Genomic DNA, 14143 nt, shown 5'->3' on the forward strand with positions numbered 1-14143 from the left:
GGACGTGGATCGTCGGGGACGATCGGCACGGAGAGTGCGGGGAAGACCGCCGACACCAGGAATGCGACGGGAAAGCTGACCGCCGCGAGGGCCCCGAACACCGGCGGCACGGCCGACGCGAACACGTATTGACTCGTGTTCTGCACGCCGAGGGCGCGTCCGCTCCAATACGGCCCTGATATCTCGGCAACAGCGGTGAAGGCAAGACCGTTCGGGGCAACCGTGGCGACCGACGCGACGACGAGCATGACGATCGCGACGGGGGAAGCGAACCAGTCGGCCACTCCGAGTCCGAGCATGCTGACGGCGGCAGTCACCGCGACCCACCGGAGGGGCCGCATGCGGCTGCCTACCCGATCGGACAACGCGCCGACGCTCATCCGGCCCAGTGCGCCGAGAATCTGCGTCACCGTGACGAGGACGCCCGCCGCCGCTGCTGTCCATCCTCGGTCGGTCATCAGCCATACGAGCGCATACGTCCAGACCACGTACTGCTGCACCACCAACAGGATCGAGGTGGCGTGAATGCGCCACAGCTGCCTGCTGCCCCGGTACGGATTGTCGAGCAGACCCTGCTCCGCGGCATCGATGCGATTGGGACGCGGGGGGGTCGACGACCGCCAGACACATCACTGCGGCTGTTGCGCACACGGCCGCGGGTACGAGCAGTGCCGCTCCGACGCCGTGGTCCCGGGCGATGGGTGGGATGGTCAGGGCTGCGATGGCGACGCCCAGAGGGACCGACATCTGTCTGATTCCCATGGCCAATCCACGACGCTGAGGTGGGAACCAGCCGACCACCACACGCCCGCTGGCGCTGTTCGCACTCGCCGCTGCCATACCGCCGAGCAGGAGCAGGATTGCCAGCAGGGGAACGGAGGTGGTGAACACGGCGGCTACAGCGGCGAGCGCCGTCAGGCCGAGCCCGACTGCGAGAACCAGTCTTTCGCCGATCCGATCGACCAACATACCCCAGGCGATCAGGGTGAACATGATGCCCACGGTGGGCATGGCGACGACGAGTCCGGCGGCGGGCAGGCTCAGGCCGCGGTCGTCGTGCAGGGCGGGAATGAGAAATGCTGCACCGTTGATGAACACCGCGCCTGCGGTCTGCGCGAGCATGCCGAGCGAAAGCATGAACCATCGCCTGATTTCGCCGATGTCGGACATCTGCGCGGTGGCGTCCATCAGTTCTCCGTCTCAGTATATGGACGTACGTTCTTGCAATATGGAACTACAGACCGACCCTACACCGGCCCGAATCGCGCTGAACGGACGGTGGCGGAGTGCACACCACGCATGTCGATAGACTTCCGACATGCGTCTCGGTCGAATTGCAAGTCCTGATGGTGTGGCATTCGTGAGTATCGAAGGTGAGGGTGACTCGCAGACTGCGAAGGAAATCGCCGAACATCCTTTCGGCACACCCACGTTCACGGGTCGGTCGTGGCCACTGGCCGATGTGCGACTGCTCGCGCCCATTCTCGCCAGCAAGGTCATCGCCATCGGTAAGAACTACGCCGCGCACGTGGCCGAGATGGGCGGTGAGGCACCGAAGGACCCCGTGATCTTCATCAAGCCGAACACCTCCATCGTCGGCCCCGGTGCCTCCATCGTGTTGCCGCCGTCCTCGAACGAAGTGCACTTCGAGGGCGAACTGGCGATCGTCATCGGCCGTCCGTGCAAGGACGTCCCCGCCGCCAAGGCGTACGAGGTGGTGCTGGGATACACCGTCGCCAACGACGTCTCGGCCCGCGATCACCAGAAGCACGACGGACAGTGGACGCGCGCCAAGGGACACGACACCTTCTGTCCGCTCGGGCCGTGGATCGAGACCTCGCTCGACCCGACCGATCTCGAGATCAAGACCGAGGTCGACGGCGTGGTCAAACAACGGAGCCGCACTTCGTTTCTGCTGCATGACATTCCGAAGATCATCGAGTGGGTGTCCGCGGTGATGACGCTGCTACCGGGAGACGTCATCCTCACCGGAACCCCCGAGGGAGTCGGACCCATCGCCGACGGAGACAGCGTGTCGATCACCGTCGAGGGAATCGGTACCCTCACCAACCCCGTCGCAGCGAAGAAGTAGGGCGAGCATGACCACACCAACAGATGTCCGCGTTCGGTTCTGCCCGTCGCCCACCGGTACCCCGCACGTCGGCCTGGTCCGCACCGCACTGTTCAACTGGGCGTTCGCCAGGCATCACGGCGGCACCTTCGTCTTTCGCATCGAGGACACCGATGCCGCACGCGACTCCGAGGAGTCCTATGCCGCCCTGCTCGACGCGTTGCGCTGGCTGGGCCTCGAATGGGACGAGGGCCCCGAAGTGGGTGGCCCGTACGAGCCGTACCGTCAGTCGCTGCGTCGCGACCAGCACCTCGCCGTCGTGCAGCAGTTGCTCGACGCCGGGGAGGCCTACGAGTCCTTCTCCACGCCGGAGGAAGTGGAAGCCCGACACAAGGCAGCCGGACGCGACCCCAAACTCGGCTACGACAACTTCGACCGCGACCTGACGCCGGAGCAGCGACAGGGATTCCTCGACGAGGGGCGCGGGGCCGTCGTGCGACTGCGGATGCCCGATCACGATCTGACATGGAACGACCTCGTGCGCGGGGAGACCACGTTCAAGGCCGGGACGGTGCCGGACTTCGCCTTGACCCGCGGCAACGGAGTTCCGTTGTACACGTTGGTCAATCCGGTCGACGACGCTTTGATGAAGATCACCCACGTCCTGCGCGGCGAGGATCTGCTGTCGTCGACGCCTCGTCAGCTCGCTCTCTACGAGGCATTGATCCGGATCGGTGTCGCAGAACGCACCCCCGAGTTCGGGCACCTGCCGTTCGTCATGGGCCAGGGCAACAAGAAGCTGTCCAAGCGTGATCCCGAGTCCAACCTCTTCATCCACCGTGATCGTGGTTTCGTGCCGGAGGGATTGCTGAACTACCTCGCGCTTCTCGGATGGGGTATCTCGGACGATCACGACGTGTTCACGCTCGACGAGATGGTGGCGGCGTTCGAGATCTCGTCCGTCAATTCCAATCCGGCGCGCTTCGATCAGAAGAAGGCCGACGCGATCAACGCCGAGCACATCAGGATGCTGGCAGCGGAGGATTTCGCGGCGCGTTTGCGTGAATACCTCGTCGCCCAGGGCCATCTCACCGAGCCGGTCGACGAGAAGGTCTTCGCTGTCGCGGCCGATCTGGTGCAGACCCGCATCGTCGTCCTGTCGGACGCATGGGGACTGCTGAAGTTCCTGTTCGTCGACGAGGCGGACTTCGAGATCGACCCCGCAGCCGCGGCCAAGAACCTCGGTGCCGATACCGCACCCGTTCTCGACGCCACTGTGGAGGCACTGACGGCGTTGCAGACCTGGACCACGGCCGACCTGGAGGCGACTCTCAAGGACGTGTTGATCGAGAAGCTGGAGCTCAAGCCGCGCAAGGCTTTCGCCCCGATCCGGGTGGGAGTGACCGGGTCGCACATCAGCCCGCCGCTGTACGAGTCCATGGAATTGCTCGGGCGCGAGAAGACCTTGGCGCGCCTGGCCGCAGCACGCGCCCAGGTGGCGTGAGGGCGCACGGTCGCCGGCGCACCCCGGTCCTCGGGGAGAGCCTCCAATGAGTTTTTCCGATCGACTGGATGGACTCCAGCGCAGGCGGCCGGTTCTGGGATATCCCATTGCGGTGGTGTACAAGTTCGTCGACGATCAGGGTGGCTACCTCGCGGCCCTGATCACCTACTACGCCTTCGTCTCGCTGTTTCCCGCACTGTTGCTGTTCTCGACGGTTCTGGGAATCGTATTGGCCGGTAGTCCGGAACTGCAGCAGCAGATCCTGAACTCGGCGCTCGGTCAGATCCCGGTGATCGGGGACGAACTGGGCAGGCCCGACCGCATCGGTGGAGGCACCGTGGGTCTGGTGGTGGGTGTCCTGGGCTCCCTGTACGGCGGGCTCGGGGTAGCCGTGGCGCTCCAGAACGCGATGAACACGGCGTGGACGGTGCCGAAGAACCTACGGCCCGATCCCATCCGCGCCCGCGTGCGCGGCTTGGGTCTGCTGAGCACGGTCGGTCTGGCCGTCCTGGCCATCACCGCACTCAATGTGCTCAGTGCCGCAGGATATTTCGGTCCGGAATCGGGCCTCGTGGTGTTCGTGGTCGGCACGTTCTTCTACGTCGGTGTGTTCGTCGTGGCGTTCAGGCTCGCCACCGCGAGGTCGGTGTCGATCCCACAGGTTCTTCCCGGGGCCGTCGTTGCCGGTCTGATCTGGCAGCTGCTGCAGACCTTCGGCAGTGTGTACGTGAAGTACGTCGTCAGCAACGCGACCGTCACCAACGGTGTGTTCGCTGTCGTTCTGGGACTGCTGGCGTTTCTGTACGTGACGTCGGTGTCCATCGTGATGTGCATCGAGATCAACGTGGTTCGCGTCGATCGGCTCTTCCCGCGCGCGCTGCTGGCCCCGTTCACCGACGACGTCGAACTGACCCAGGGCGACAAGCTCACGTACACCGGGCAGGCAGAAGCGCAACGCAGCAAGCCGTTCGAGGACATCGACGTGACGTTCGTCGACCCGCCGCGAGCTCAGTCCGAATCCAGCTCGGAACCGGCAGCGGAGGCACCGTAGAAGCGGTCGACTCTGGTTTCCATCGGAAACCGGACGGCCGTGTCACCGAACATCAGCCGGGTGGCCGACAACGCCGATTCTGCAACAGCTTCGGCGACACGACCCGACTCGGCGATCGAGCAATGCACCACCACTTCGTCGTGCTGAAAGAACACCAACTCGCTTCCGCTCCCGGAATTCTGGTCGCTCCTGCGGGCTCCGCTCCCTTCGTCGGAATTCCGGTCGCTCCTGCGGGCTCCGCTCCCGGCCAACCGTCCGCGCAGATCGGCCAACAGACACAGCGCCCACTCGGCGGCGGTGGCCTGCACGACGAAATTTCGAGTGAACCGGCCACGCGCATGGGCGTCACCGGCGGACCACCACTGCGCCGAGGGCGGTGGGCAGGCCCGTCCCAGCCAGGAACGAACGACCTCGCCCCGTTCACCGGCTCGGGCGGCCTCCTCCACCAGTGCAACGGCACCGGGGAACTTGGCCCGTAGTCGCGTCAGCAGAGCGCGCGCGTCACCCGAGGTCGCGCCGTACAGCACCCCGAGAACGGCGACCTTGGCGTGGCTGCGATCGCCGTCGAACGATTCTGCGGCCACCGGTGCGTACAGATCCGCGGTGCCTGCCGCGGCGACCATACGGGGATCGCCGGACATCGCCGCGAGGATGCGTGGTTCGAGCTGGCCGGCGTCGGCGGCCACGAAGGTGTGGCCGGGATCGGCGATCACACTGGCGCGCAGGGGTTTCGGGATCTGAAGGCCGCCCCCGCCGCGGCTGGCCCACCGACCCGACACCACAGCGCCGGGAACATAGACCGGCCGGAAACGATCGTCGCGAACCCACGCGTCGAGCCACGCCCACCCGTTCGCGGCATGCAGCTTCGAGAGGTCACGGTGCCGCAGCAGTAGCGGAACCGCCGGGTGGTCGATGTCGCGGATGGTATGCGCGCGAGTCGATGTCAGTTCGATACCGACGCGCGCGAACGCGGCCACCAACTCCACGGGCGAGGCAGGATTGACGCGTCGGCCGAACGCCGAGGAGATTTGATTCTCGAGTTCTACGAGGGCCGGGGGAGGGGATCCATCGAGCGGCCGGGTACCGAGCATCGTCTCGAGATGACGGCGATGCGCCGCCGCCGAGAACGGCAACCCGTCGAAGGTCATCTCCGCTGCGGCCAGCCCTCCGGCCGACTCGGCTGCTGCCAGCAGGTGCAGTGCGCGATCGTCGCCGATGTCCCGGAGCTGACGCCGATACTCGGCAAGCACCGCCGCCGGATCGGAGTTCGGGTTCGCGTCGAACAGACCCGGCCTCAGGTCGGCGGGAGCCGACGGCACAGTCGCCGAGCCGGCCCGCATCGCCAGAATGGCACCGACCAGTGCGAGGTCGTGACAGCGGCGTACGCGGACTCCTCGTTCGAGCAGCCGAGGGTAGATACGGCTCGTGTCTTCCCACACCCACCTCGGCCGTTCGTCGCGCTCGAGCTCGGCTACGGCCGCGACGATATCCTCGGCCACGGTGGGATCGCTCAGCGTCGAGCCGTCGTCGGCGAGGTGAGTCAGCACGGCCTGCTCGCCCTGAGGGACGAGCAGAACCTTCATCGGACTCGGCCGGGTCTGCGATCGGTCACGAAGAGCAAGTCTGCTCCACTCGTCGGCCGAGGTGTGGAGGGGGCTCTTCCGGACCCCACTCGACGGTGCCTCGGCCGCTCCCGACGCGTCCACGGCGTGGTTTCGGCGGCTCTGAGCAGCCGATTTGGAGAATGGGTAGTCACCTTTGATAGTCTCTATCCCGGCTCGAAACGCAGTGCACATCGATCGTGATGAGCAATTCGATTCAAGTCCATTGGGGTATGGTGTAATTGGCAACACAGCGGTTTCTGGTACCGCCATTCTAGGTTCGAGTCCTGGTACCCCAGCGAGCAGGTGAAGGCGATTTTGTCGCCGAGGCCGAGGCAGTTAAGCTGACTCAGTACGTACAAGCTCGAACACAATGCAGGTGAAGTTCCTGGCCCCGTCGTCTAGCGGCCTAGGACGCCGCCCTCTCAAGGCGGTAGCGCGGGTTCGAATCCCGTCGGGGCTACAACTGACAACACCCTCTCGATCCGCGGATCGAGAGGGTGTTGTCGTTTCGGTGCGTGCGTCTCAGACGCTCTTGCGGCGGAACATCTTCTGATGGTCGGCCGGACCGTGGACGTTGTTGACCTTCGGTCCACCGTCCTTGTGTTCTACGGAATTGTGGGACTTGCTGTTCTTCTGTTCCAGAACCTCGCGGAACTTCTTCTTCAGTTCTTCACTGCCGGATTCGGGCATGGGGTGACTCCTCGCAGTCGTCGACCGACCGGGTAGGCCGCTCGAGACGAAGGTACCCCACTCTCGCAGCTCGATCAGCTCGTTTTTTCTCGGGCCGGCGGGGCTGCGGTTTACCTCAGAGTCGCTTGTGCAGAGCGTCCGCGGCGGCAAGAAGATCCGCGGCCCACCGCGCTCCGGGCTTGCGTCCGATTCGATCGATCGGTCCGGATACCGAGATCGCCGCCACCACAGTGTCGTTGCCGTCTCGCACGGGCGCGGCGACGCTCGCCACGCCCGGTTCTCGCTCGCCCGCACTCTGTGCCCATCCGCGCCGCCGAACTTCGAGCAGGACGCGCTCGCTGAATTCTGCATCCGGCAGAACTGTTCGTTGTGTCTGCGAATCTGCCCATGCGAGAAGGACTTTGGCTCCCGATCCAGCCGTCATCGGCAGACGTGCGCCGACGAGTACGGTGTCTCGAAGTCCGGTCGGCGGCTCCATGGATGCCACGCACACCCGCACCGTCCCTTCGCGCCGATAGATCTGCACACTCTCACCGGTGATTTCGCGCAGGCGTGGGAGGATCGAGGCGGCAGCGTCGAGCAGGGTGTCCGATGCGCTCGCCGCAAGCTCTCCCAGTCCCGGGCCGGTCCGCCACAGGCCGTCGGCATCCCGTACGAGAAGGCGGTGGGTCTCCAGTCCTACCGCGAGGCGGTGGGCCGTTGCCCGGGGCAGGCTCGTTCGAGCGCACAGGTCGTTGAGATTGCAGGGCGTCTCCGCCACCGCGTGCAGCACCGTCATCGCCTTGTCGAGGACACCGATACCGCTCGATTTGTCGACGAGGCCATTGGGGCTATGCTGTCTCATAGAACGATATTAGCCTCCCGAATGCTGAGATTGCACAACTACGAGATCTTCAGTGCGTGCCGGGGGCATGATGTCGAGACGATCACGCGAGGTGGACCAGCGGAGTTCATCGGCGCGACGACGACAGGGAAGACGAGGTCCGCGACAGCGATGTCCGAAACACCGAAGACTTTGGCGGAGAAGGTATGGGACCAGCACGTGGTGGTCCGAGGCGGCGGAGAAGGCGGAGCGCGTGAGCCGGATCTGATCTACATCGATCTCCATCTGGTGCACGAGGTCACCAGCCCGCAGGCGTTCGACGGCCTTCGGCTGGCCGGCCGCGGACTCCGACGTCCGGATCTGACGATCGCAACCGAGGATCACAACGTCCCGACGGCCGACATCTTCGCGCCCATCGCAGATCTGGTCTCGCGCACACAGGTCGACACTCTTCGCCGCAACTGCGAGGAATTCGGTGTTCGGCTCTACCCGATGGGCGATCTCGATCAGGGCATCGTGCACATCATCGGGCCGCAGTTGGGTCTGACCCAGCCCGGCATGACCGTGGTGTGCGGAGACAGCCACACCTCGACGCACGGTGCCTTCGGCTCGATCGCAATGGGCATCGGTACCAGCGAGGTCGAGCACGTCATGGCGACGCAGACACTGTCGCTGCGTCCTTTCAAGACGATGGCGATCAACGTCGACGGTGAGCTCGCCCCCGGTGTGACGAGCAAGGACCTGATACTTGCCGTCATCGCACAGATCGGCACCGGCGGTGGCCAGGGCTACGTCCTCGAGTACCGCGGTGAGGCCATTCGCAAGCTGTCGATGGAAGCGCGAATGACCATCTGCAACATGTCGATCGAGGCCGGTGCACGGGCAGGCATGATCGCACCCGACGAGATCACGTACGAGTACCTGAAGGGGCGCCCGCACGCTCCTCGCGGAGCCGACTGGGACGCGGCGGTGGCGGCGTGGGACGAACTGGCGACCGATCCGGATGCAGTGTTCGACAACGAGGTCCACATCGATGCCGACACGTTGACGCCGTTCGTCACCTGGGGAACGAATCCGGGTCAGGGTGCGCCACTGGGCGATACGGTGCCCGATCCGGAGGCGATGGTCGACGAGAGCGAGCGAGCGGCAGCGCAGAAGGCTTTGCAGTACATGGGCCTCGAAGCGGGTACACCCATCCGCGAGATCGCTGTCGACACCGTGTTCGTGGGCTCGTGCACCAACGGTCGAATCGAGGATCTGCGGGCCGTCGCATCCGTTCTCGAAGGACATCGGGTTGCCGACGGAGTGCGAATGCTGGTGGTACCCGGGTCCATGCGGGTGCGAGCGCAGGCGGAGGAGGAAGGCCTGGGTGAGATCTTCACGGCCGCAGGAGCGGAGTGGCGTCAGGCCGGTTGCTCGATGTGCCTGGGAATGAATCCGGATCAGCTGGCGGCGGGCGAGCGATCGGCGTCGACGTCCAACCGGAATTTCGAGGGTAGGCAGGGCAAGGGCGGTCGCACTCATCTCGTGTCGCCTCTGGTTGCCGCCGCTACCGCAATCCGCGGAACCCTGTCCTCTCCGGCGGATCTCGCGTAACGCGCGTCCTCGCTCGGATCGATCGAACGCATAGGAGCACATTCGATGGAAGCTTTCACTCGACACACCGGTATCGGAGTTCCGCTACGGCGGTCCAACGTTGACACCGACCAGATAATCCCCGCGGTCTACCTCAAGCGTGTCACGCGCACCGGATTCGAGGACGGGTTGTTCGCGGCCTGGCGCTCGGACCCGAACTTCATCTTGAATCTCGAGCCCTACAACCGAGGTTCGGTGCTCGTTGCCGGGCCCGATTTCGGTACGGGATCATCACGCGAACATGCCGTCTGGGCACTCTCGGACTTCGGATTTCGGGTTGTGATCGCCTCTCGCTTCGCCGATATCTTTCGCGGAAACTCGGGAAAAGCCGGGCTGTTGGCCGCCGAAGTCGATCAGTCGGACGTCGAATTGCTGTGGAAAGCCTTAGAAGAACAGCCCGGTCTGGAAGTAATTGTCGACCTCGTCGACAAGACCGTAACGGCTGGAACGTTGGTGGTGCGCTTCGCGATTGACGACTACACGCGGTGGCGTCTGCTGGAGGGTCTCGACGACATCGGATTGACGTTACGCCAGGTAGAGGCCATTACGGAGTACGAAAAGTCAAGGCCTTCATACAAACCCCTGACCCTCCCGGCGCGGATCGAGACACCCTCCGAAAGCTGACCTGGCACCGGTCCGACACGCTTTGGGGCCGTGAACCATTCCGCGACACCGGAATGAAAATTGGCGTGGCGCATAGACTCTTGACGACTTGGGGTTTACCGTTGTAGTAGTCGGTCCGACGATGGACCACCATATAGCGGAGGAAATCCATGAACAAGGCAGAGCTGATTGACGCCCTGACCGAGAAGTTGGGGTCTGATAGGCGGAGCGCCACAGAGGCTGTCGAGAACATCGTCGACACCATCGTGCGCGCAGTGCACCGCGGCGAGAGTGTCACGATCACGGGCTTCGGCGTGTTCGAGCAGCGTCGTCGCGCAGCGCGTGTCGCCCGTAACCCCCGCACCGGTGAGACCGTTCGCGTGAAGCCGACCAACGTGCCGGCATTCCGTCCGGGTGCACAGTTCAAGGCCGTCATCGCGGGCGGACAGAAGTTGCCCGCAACCGGACCTGCCGTCAAGCGCGGTTCGGCTGCAGCTCCGGCCAAGAAGACTGCGGCAGCGAAGAAGACGGCCGCCAAGAAGGCAGCGGTGAAGACGACCGCCCGCAAGGCCACCACCGCGGCAGCCAAGAAGGCAACTCCGGCAAAGACCGCCGCCAAGAAGGCAGCTCCCGCAAAGACGGCCGCCAAGAAGGCAGCTCCCGCGAAGACCACCGCGCGCAAGACCACGACGGCTGCTGCCAAGAAGGCTCCGGCCAAGACGACCGCTCGCAAGGCCGCAACCACTACGGCTCCTGCCAAGAAGGCTCCGGCCAAGACAGCGGCCAAGAAGACCGTCGCCAAGAAGGCCCCGGCCAAGAAGGCTCCGGCCAAGAAGGCACCCGCGAAGCGCGCAGCGAAGAAGTAGAGCCTGCAGGTTTTCACTCGTCACTCACGCTGCCGCTGACGCGGCAGCGTGAGTGAGACAGGCTGTGAACGGTAGAAGGCCCCCGACTCGAAGATCGAGTCGGGGGCCTTCTGTTTGTCGTTTGCGCCGCTCAGCCGTCGGCGGCGAGGGTGGGCAACGGACTGGCGATGTGATCGGCCGAGATGAGCCTGCCGTCGCGGCGTGAGAGCACCCACACGCTGCCCTTGCGATTTCTGTTGGCCGGCAACGTGATTCCGTCCTTCTCGGCCCACCAACGCATCAAGTCCGGGATCACTTTTCCCTGGCTGCAGACAACGGGGGTGCCGGGAAGTTCGGCGATGTCGCGAGCGCGATGGCGGCCCTTGCGCGGGTCGTCGGCATACCCTTCCTCGGACAAGAGATGCTCGGGAGTGATGTCCACCCCCAACGATTCCGCGAACGGAGCAACGGTCTGCACACATCGAGCACGGTCGGCTGCGTACACGGCATCGCCGCCGAAAGCCCGAAGCAACGACACCAAGGATTCGGCCTGTCGGCGCCCGATCCTGTCGAGTGGACGGTCGACGTCGTTGCCCTTGAACCGTGAGCGCGACCCGGCACTGCCGTGCCGAACCAACAGCACTGTGGAGGTGTCGGCAGGCTTGGCCACGAACCGGCGAAGGATCTTGTGGTCCATGGGATACGAGAGTTCGCGGCCGACGTCCTCGGGCGCTACCCAGCGCAGTTCGTCCACCTCGACATTGGGGACGAACTCGCCCCCGGTGACCTCCGCTGCCCAGTACAGAACTTTCTTGACCCGACGGTGCCCCGGAATCGGGTACGTGACGTAGGACAGAGACCGTCCCAGTCTCGAGTCGAATCCGGTCTCCTCCTTGACCTCTCGGACTGCTGCGTCGACAGCTGTTTCACCGGGATCGAGCTTTCCCTTGGGGAACGACCAGTCGTCGTATTTCGGCCTGTGCACCAAGGCGACCTCGACGCCCGAGCCGCCGCTCGGTGAATGTCGCCACAGGATCGAGCCCGCCGCGAAGATGTTGGCGCGGGGGGAGCCGTCGGAAGTGCCCATCAGGAGCCCTGATTCCTCCGACTGCGCATCAGGTCCACCTGATGCTCACGAACTTTCTCACCCCGAGCCGGTGACGCGACCCAGCCGCCGTCCGGTCCCAGCTCCCAGCATCGAGTGGTGGGGTCGAGGGCAGAATCGAAGATGTCGCTCAGCTGGTTCGCCAACCGAGGATCCTTGACCTGAGCCATCACCTCGACTCGGCGATCGAGGTTGCGGTGCATCATGTCTGCGCTGCCGATCCAGAACTCGTCCGCACCCTGGAAGTGCAGAACACGCGAGTGTTCGAGGAATCGGCCGAGGATGGAACGCACTTCGATGTTCTCCGACAGACCGGGAACTCCTGGCTTGAGAGCACAGATTCCGCGCACCACCACCTTCACCGGCACTCCTGCCATCGATGCTCGGTAGAGCGCGTCGATGACCTGCTCGTCCACCAAGGCGTTGGCCTTGAGGCGAATTCCGGCGCTGCGGCCCTCCTTGAGGTGCTCGACCTCCGCCTCGATGCGCTCGACGATGCCGCGCCGAACTCCGTACGGTGCGACGAGAAGGTTGCGGTACTTGGACTTTCGCGAGTATCCGGTCAGCGAGTTGAACAGATCGGTGAGGTCGGCCCCGATTTCGGGCGAGGACGTCAGCAGGCCCACGTCCTCGTAGATGCGCGCTGTCTTGGGGTTGTAGTTGCCGGTACCAATGTGGCAGTACCGGCGAATGACGGATCCCTCTCTACGCACCACGAGGCACGTCTTGCAGTGCGTCTTGAGGCCGACGAGGCCGTACACCACGTGCACGCCCGCCTTTTCGAGCTTGCGGGCCCACTCGATGTTCGCCTGTTCGTCGAAACGCGCCTTGATCTCGACCAGCGCAACCACCTGCTTGCCCGCGCCTGCGGCATCGACGAGCGCGTTGACGATCGGGGAATCTCCGGAGGTCCGATAGAGCGTCTGCTTGATGGCGAGCACCTGCGGGTCGGCCGCGGCCTGCTCGATGAAGCGTTGAACGCTGGTGGAGAAGGAATCGTACGGATGATGGACCAGGACGTCGCCGTCGCGCAGGGTGGAGAAGACGCTCTTGGGTGTCTCGCGCTCACCGAATGCCGGGTGAGTGGCCGGAACGAAGGGGGCGTCCTTGAGGTTGGGGCGGTCGACGCTGTAGACCTGCCACAGGCACGACAGGTCGAGCAGTCCGGGCACCTGAATGACGTCGCCTGGATCGACATCGAGTTCGCGAAGCAACAATTCCAGCATGTGCTCGGTCATGTCGTCGGCGATCTCGAGGCGGACCGGAGAGCCGAAACGCCTACGGGCGAGCTCTCGCTCCAGTGCCTGGAGGAGGTCCTCGTCGCGGTCTTCCTCGACCTCGAAATCGGCGTTGCGCGTGATACGGAACGCGTGAGACTCGACGACCTCCATCCCGGGGAAGAGCACGTCCAGATGAGCCGAGATCAACTCCTCCATCGACAGGAAGGCGTCGATGCGGTGGTTGCCCTCGCCGCGCTTGACCCGCACGAAGCGATCGACGTTGTCGGGCACCTTCACGCGGGCGAAGTGCTCACCTGTGGTGGAGTAATCCTTCACTGTCACAGCGAGATTCAGGCTCAGCCCGCTGATGTAGGGGAAGGGGTGGGCCGGGTCGACGGCCAGCGGTGTGAGAACCGGGAAGACCTGCTCGGTGAAGTACTCCGACAGCCGGGAGCGCTCGTCACTGTCCAGGTCGGACCACCGGATGATCGCGATGCCCTCGGCGGTGAGCTCGGGCAGGATCGAATCCAGCAGCACTCGCGCATGTTTGAGCGCGAGCTCCTGGGTGCGTTGACCGATCACCGCGAGCTGCTCGCGTGGGGTCATGCCGTCGGCGGAGCGGACCGACAGTCCGGTTTCGTCACGGCGCTTGAGACCCGCAACCCGAACCATGTAGAACTCGTCGAGATTCGACGCGTAGATCGCGAGGAACTTCGCCCGTTCGAGCAAGGGGAGCGACGAGTCCTCCGCGAGCGCGAGAACGCGGGAGTTGAAATCGAGCCAGCTCAATTCCCGGTTGAGATAGCGATTTTCGGGGAGCACGGTGGCAGCGTCGACGGATTCCGGTGTGGCGGCCGGAAGCGCGGAGGGAATACTCGGCATCGTCGCCGCGATCGGAGCGCTCCATGCCGGGTCCGAACCGGTGGCCTTTCCGGTCTCGATCGGAGGATCCTGGTTCGCTGACTGCGCGTCGTCTTTGCTCACCGCACGAT

At 64.6% G+C, this 14143-nt stretch carries 11 protein-coding genes, 2 tRNA genes and 1 pseudogene; 8 read left to right on the forward strand and 6 right to left on the reverse strand.

The window, feature by feature from the left end; genetic code table 11:
- Positions 1 to 1188 (reverse strand): annotated as a pseudogene (locus tag CH256_RS12915) (MFS transporter); the annotation flags it as partial.
- A 130-nt stretch (positions 1189 to 1318) separates the two neighbouring features.
- Between CH256_RS12915 and CH256_RS12920 the strand changes: the two are divergent.
- Genes CH256_RS12920 through CH256_RS12930 form a run of 3 tightly spaced genes read left to right on the forward strand, consistent with a single transcriptional unit; the run spans position 1319 to position 4626 of the window.
- A complete protein-coding gene (locus CH256_RS12920) occupies positions 1319 to 2092 on the forward strand; it encodes a fumarylacetoacetate hydrolase family protein (RefSeq protein ID WP_068049515.1) in 774 nt (257 codons plus the stop codon).
- A gap of 7 nt (positions 2093 to 2099) precedes the next feature.
- Positions 2100 to 3575 carry a glutamate--tRNA ligase gene (gene gltX, locus CH256_RS12925; RefSeq protein ID WP_094669799.1) on the forward strand — a complete coding sequence of 492 codons (1476 nt, stop codon included), beginning with the start codon at positions 2100 to 2102 and terminating at the stop codon, positions 3573 to 3575.
- A 46-nt stretch (positions 3576 to 3621) separates the two neighbouring features.
- Positions 3622 to 4626: a YihY/virulence factor BrkB family protein gene (locus CH256_RS12930; protein ID WP_179272088.1), complete on the forward strand. Its 1005-nt coding sequence runs from the start codon at positions 3622 to 3624 to the stop codon at positions 4624 to 4626.
- Here the strand turns inward: CH256_RS12930 and CH256_RS12935 are convergent.
- Positions 4584 to 6209 (reverse strand): bifunctional 3'-5' exonuclease/DNA polymerase, encoded by a 1626-nt coding sequence (locus tag CH256_RS12935; RefSeq protein WP_094669800.1) that lies wholly within the window; start codon positions 6207 to 6209, stop codon positions 4584 to 4586. The two genes, CH256_RS12930 and CH256_RS12935, sit on opposite strands and share 43 nt — an antisense overlap.
- Positions 6210 to 6454: 245 nt before the next feature.
- Here CH256_RS12935 and CH256_RS12940 point away from each other — a divergent pair.
- Positions 6455 to 6526: transfer RNA gene (locus tag CH256_RS12940), tRNA-Gln, on the forward strand.
- 91 nt (positions 6527 to 6617) lie between these two features.
- Positions 6618 to 6690: transfer RNA gene (locus CH256_RS12945), tRNA-Glu, on the forward strand.
- Between the two features lie 62 nt (positions 6691 to 6752).
- Here CH256_RS12945 and CH256_RS28090 read toward each other — a convergent pair.
- Together CH256_RS28090 and CH256_RS12950 are read right to left on the reverse strand one after the other, a co-directional pair.
- Positions 6753 to 6920 carry a DUF5302 domain-containing protein gene (locus CH256_RS28090; RefSeq protein ID WP_176460484.1) on the reverse strand — a complete coding sequence of 56 codons (168 nt, stop codon included), beginning with the start codon at positions 6918 to 6920 and terminating at the stop codon, positions 6753 to 6755.
- 115 nt (positions 6921 to 7035) lie between these two features.
- Positions 7036 to 7764 (reverse strand): IclR family transcriptional regulator, encoded by a 729-nt coding sequence (locus CH256_RS12950; RefSeq protein WP_094642249.1) that lies wholly within the window; start codon positions 7762 to 7764, stop codon positions 7036 to 7038.
- Positions 7765 to 7914: 150 nt separating this feature from the next.
- Here CH256_RS12950 and leuC point away from each other — a divergent pair, with 150 nt between their 5' ends.
- From leuC to CH256_RS12965, 3 genes are all read left to right on the forward strand, one after another.
- Entirely contained in the window at positions 7915 to 9339 is a 1425-nt protein-coding gene (leuC, locus tag CH256_RS12955) for a 3-isopropylmalate dehydratase large subunit (RefSeq protein ID WP_094642441.1), read from the forward strand.
- Positions 9340 to 9384: 45 nt separating this feature from the next.
- Positions 9385 to 10002, forward strand: coding sequence for a 3-isopropylmalate dehydratase small subunit (leuD, locus tag CH256_RS12960; protein WP_094642248.1), 618 nt, complete (start codon positions 9385 to 9387; stop codon positions 10000 to 10002).
- 149 nt (positions 10003 to 10151) lie between these two features.
- Entirely contained in the window at positions 10152 to 10847 is a 696-nt protein-coding gene (locus tag CH256_RS12965; RefSeq protein WP_094642247.1) for an HU family DNA-binding protein, read from the forward strand.
- Positions 10848 to 10977: 130 nt separating this feature from the next.
- Here the strand turns inward: CH256_RS12965 and CH256_RS12970 are convergent, their stop codons facing one another.
- Together CH256_RS12970 and CH256_RS12975 are read right to left on the reverse strand one after the other, a co-directional pair.
- Entirely contained in the window at positions 10978 to 11913 is a 936-nt protein-coding gene (locus tag CH256_RS12970; protein WP_094642246.1) for an NUDIX hydrolase, read from the reverse strand.
- On the reverse strand, positions 11913 to 14033 hold the full coding sequence (locus CH256_RS12975) for an RNA degradosome polyphosphate kinase (protein ID WP_255183299.1): 2121 nt from the start codon (positions 14031 to 14033) through the stop codon (positions 11913 to 11915). Before CH256_RS12975 ends, CH256_RS12970 begins: the two co-directional genes overlap by 1 nt.
- Positions 14034 to 14143 lie beyond the last annotated feature (110 nt).

This window comes from Rhodococcus sp. 05-2254-6 (assembly GCF_002258565.1).
Classification (GTDB): Bacteria; Actinomycetota; Actinomycetes; order Mycobacteriales; family Mycobacteriaceae; genus Rhodococcoides.

Excerpts from the sequence above, each read along its gene's own strand:
- CH256_RS12920 (WP_068049515.1), top strand. The coding sequence starts at position 1,319 with ATGCGTCTCGGTCGAATTGCAAGTCCTGATGGTGTGGCATTCGTGAGT.
- gltX (WP_094669799.1), top strand. The coding sequence starts at position 2,100 with ATGACCACACCAACAGATGTCCGCGTTCGGTTCTGCCCGTCGCCCACC.
- CH256_RS12930 (WP_179272088.1), top strand. The coding sequence starts at position 3,622 with ATGAGTTTTTCCGATCGACTGGATGGACTCCAGCGCAGGCGGCCGGTT.
- CH256_RS12935 (WP_094669800.1), bottom strand. The coding sequence starts at position 6,209 with ATGAAGGTTCTGCTCGTCCCTCAGGGCGAGCAGGCCGTGCTGACTCAC.
- CH256_RS28090 (WP_176460484.1), bottom strand. The coding sequence starts at position 6,920 with ATGCCCGAATCCGGCAGTGAAGAACTGAAGAAGAAGTTCCGCGAGGTT.
- CH256_RS12950 (WP_094642249.1), bottom strand. The coding sequence starts at position 7,764 with ATGAGACAGCATAGCCCCAATGGCCTCGTCGACAAATCGAGCGGTATC.
- leuC (WP_094642441.1), top strand. The coding sequence starts at position 7,915 with ATGTCCGAAACACCGAAGACTTTGGCGGAGAAGGTATGGGACCAGCAC.
- leuD (WP_094642248.1), top strand. The coding sequence starts at position 9,385 with ATGGAAGCTTTCACTCGACACACCGGTATCGGAGTTCCGCTACGGCGG.
- CH256_RS12965 (WP_094642247.1), top strand. The coding sequence starts at position 10,152 with ATGAACAAGGCAGAGCTGATTGACGCCCTGACCGAGAAGTTGGGGTCT.
- CH256_RS12970 (WP_094642246.1), bottom strand. The coding sequence starts at position 11,913 with ATGGGCACTTCCGACGGCTCCCCCCGCGCCAACATCTTCGCGGCGGGC.
- CH256_RS12975 (WP_255183299.1), bottom strand. The coding sequence starts at position 14,033 with ATGCCGAGTATTCCCTCCGCGCTTCCGGCCGCCACACCGGAATCCGTC.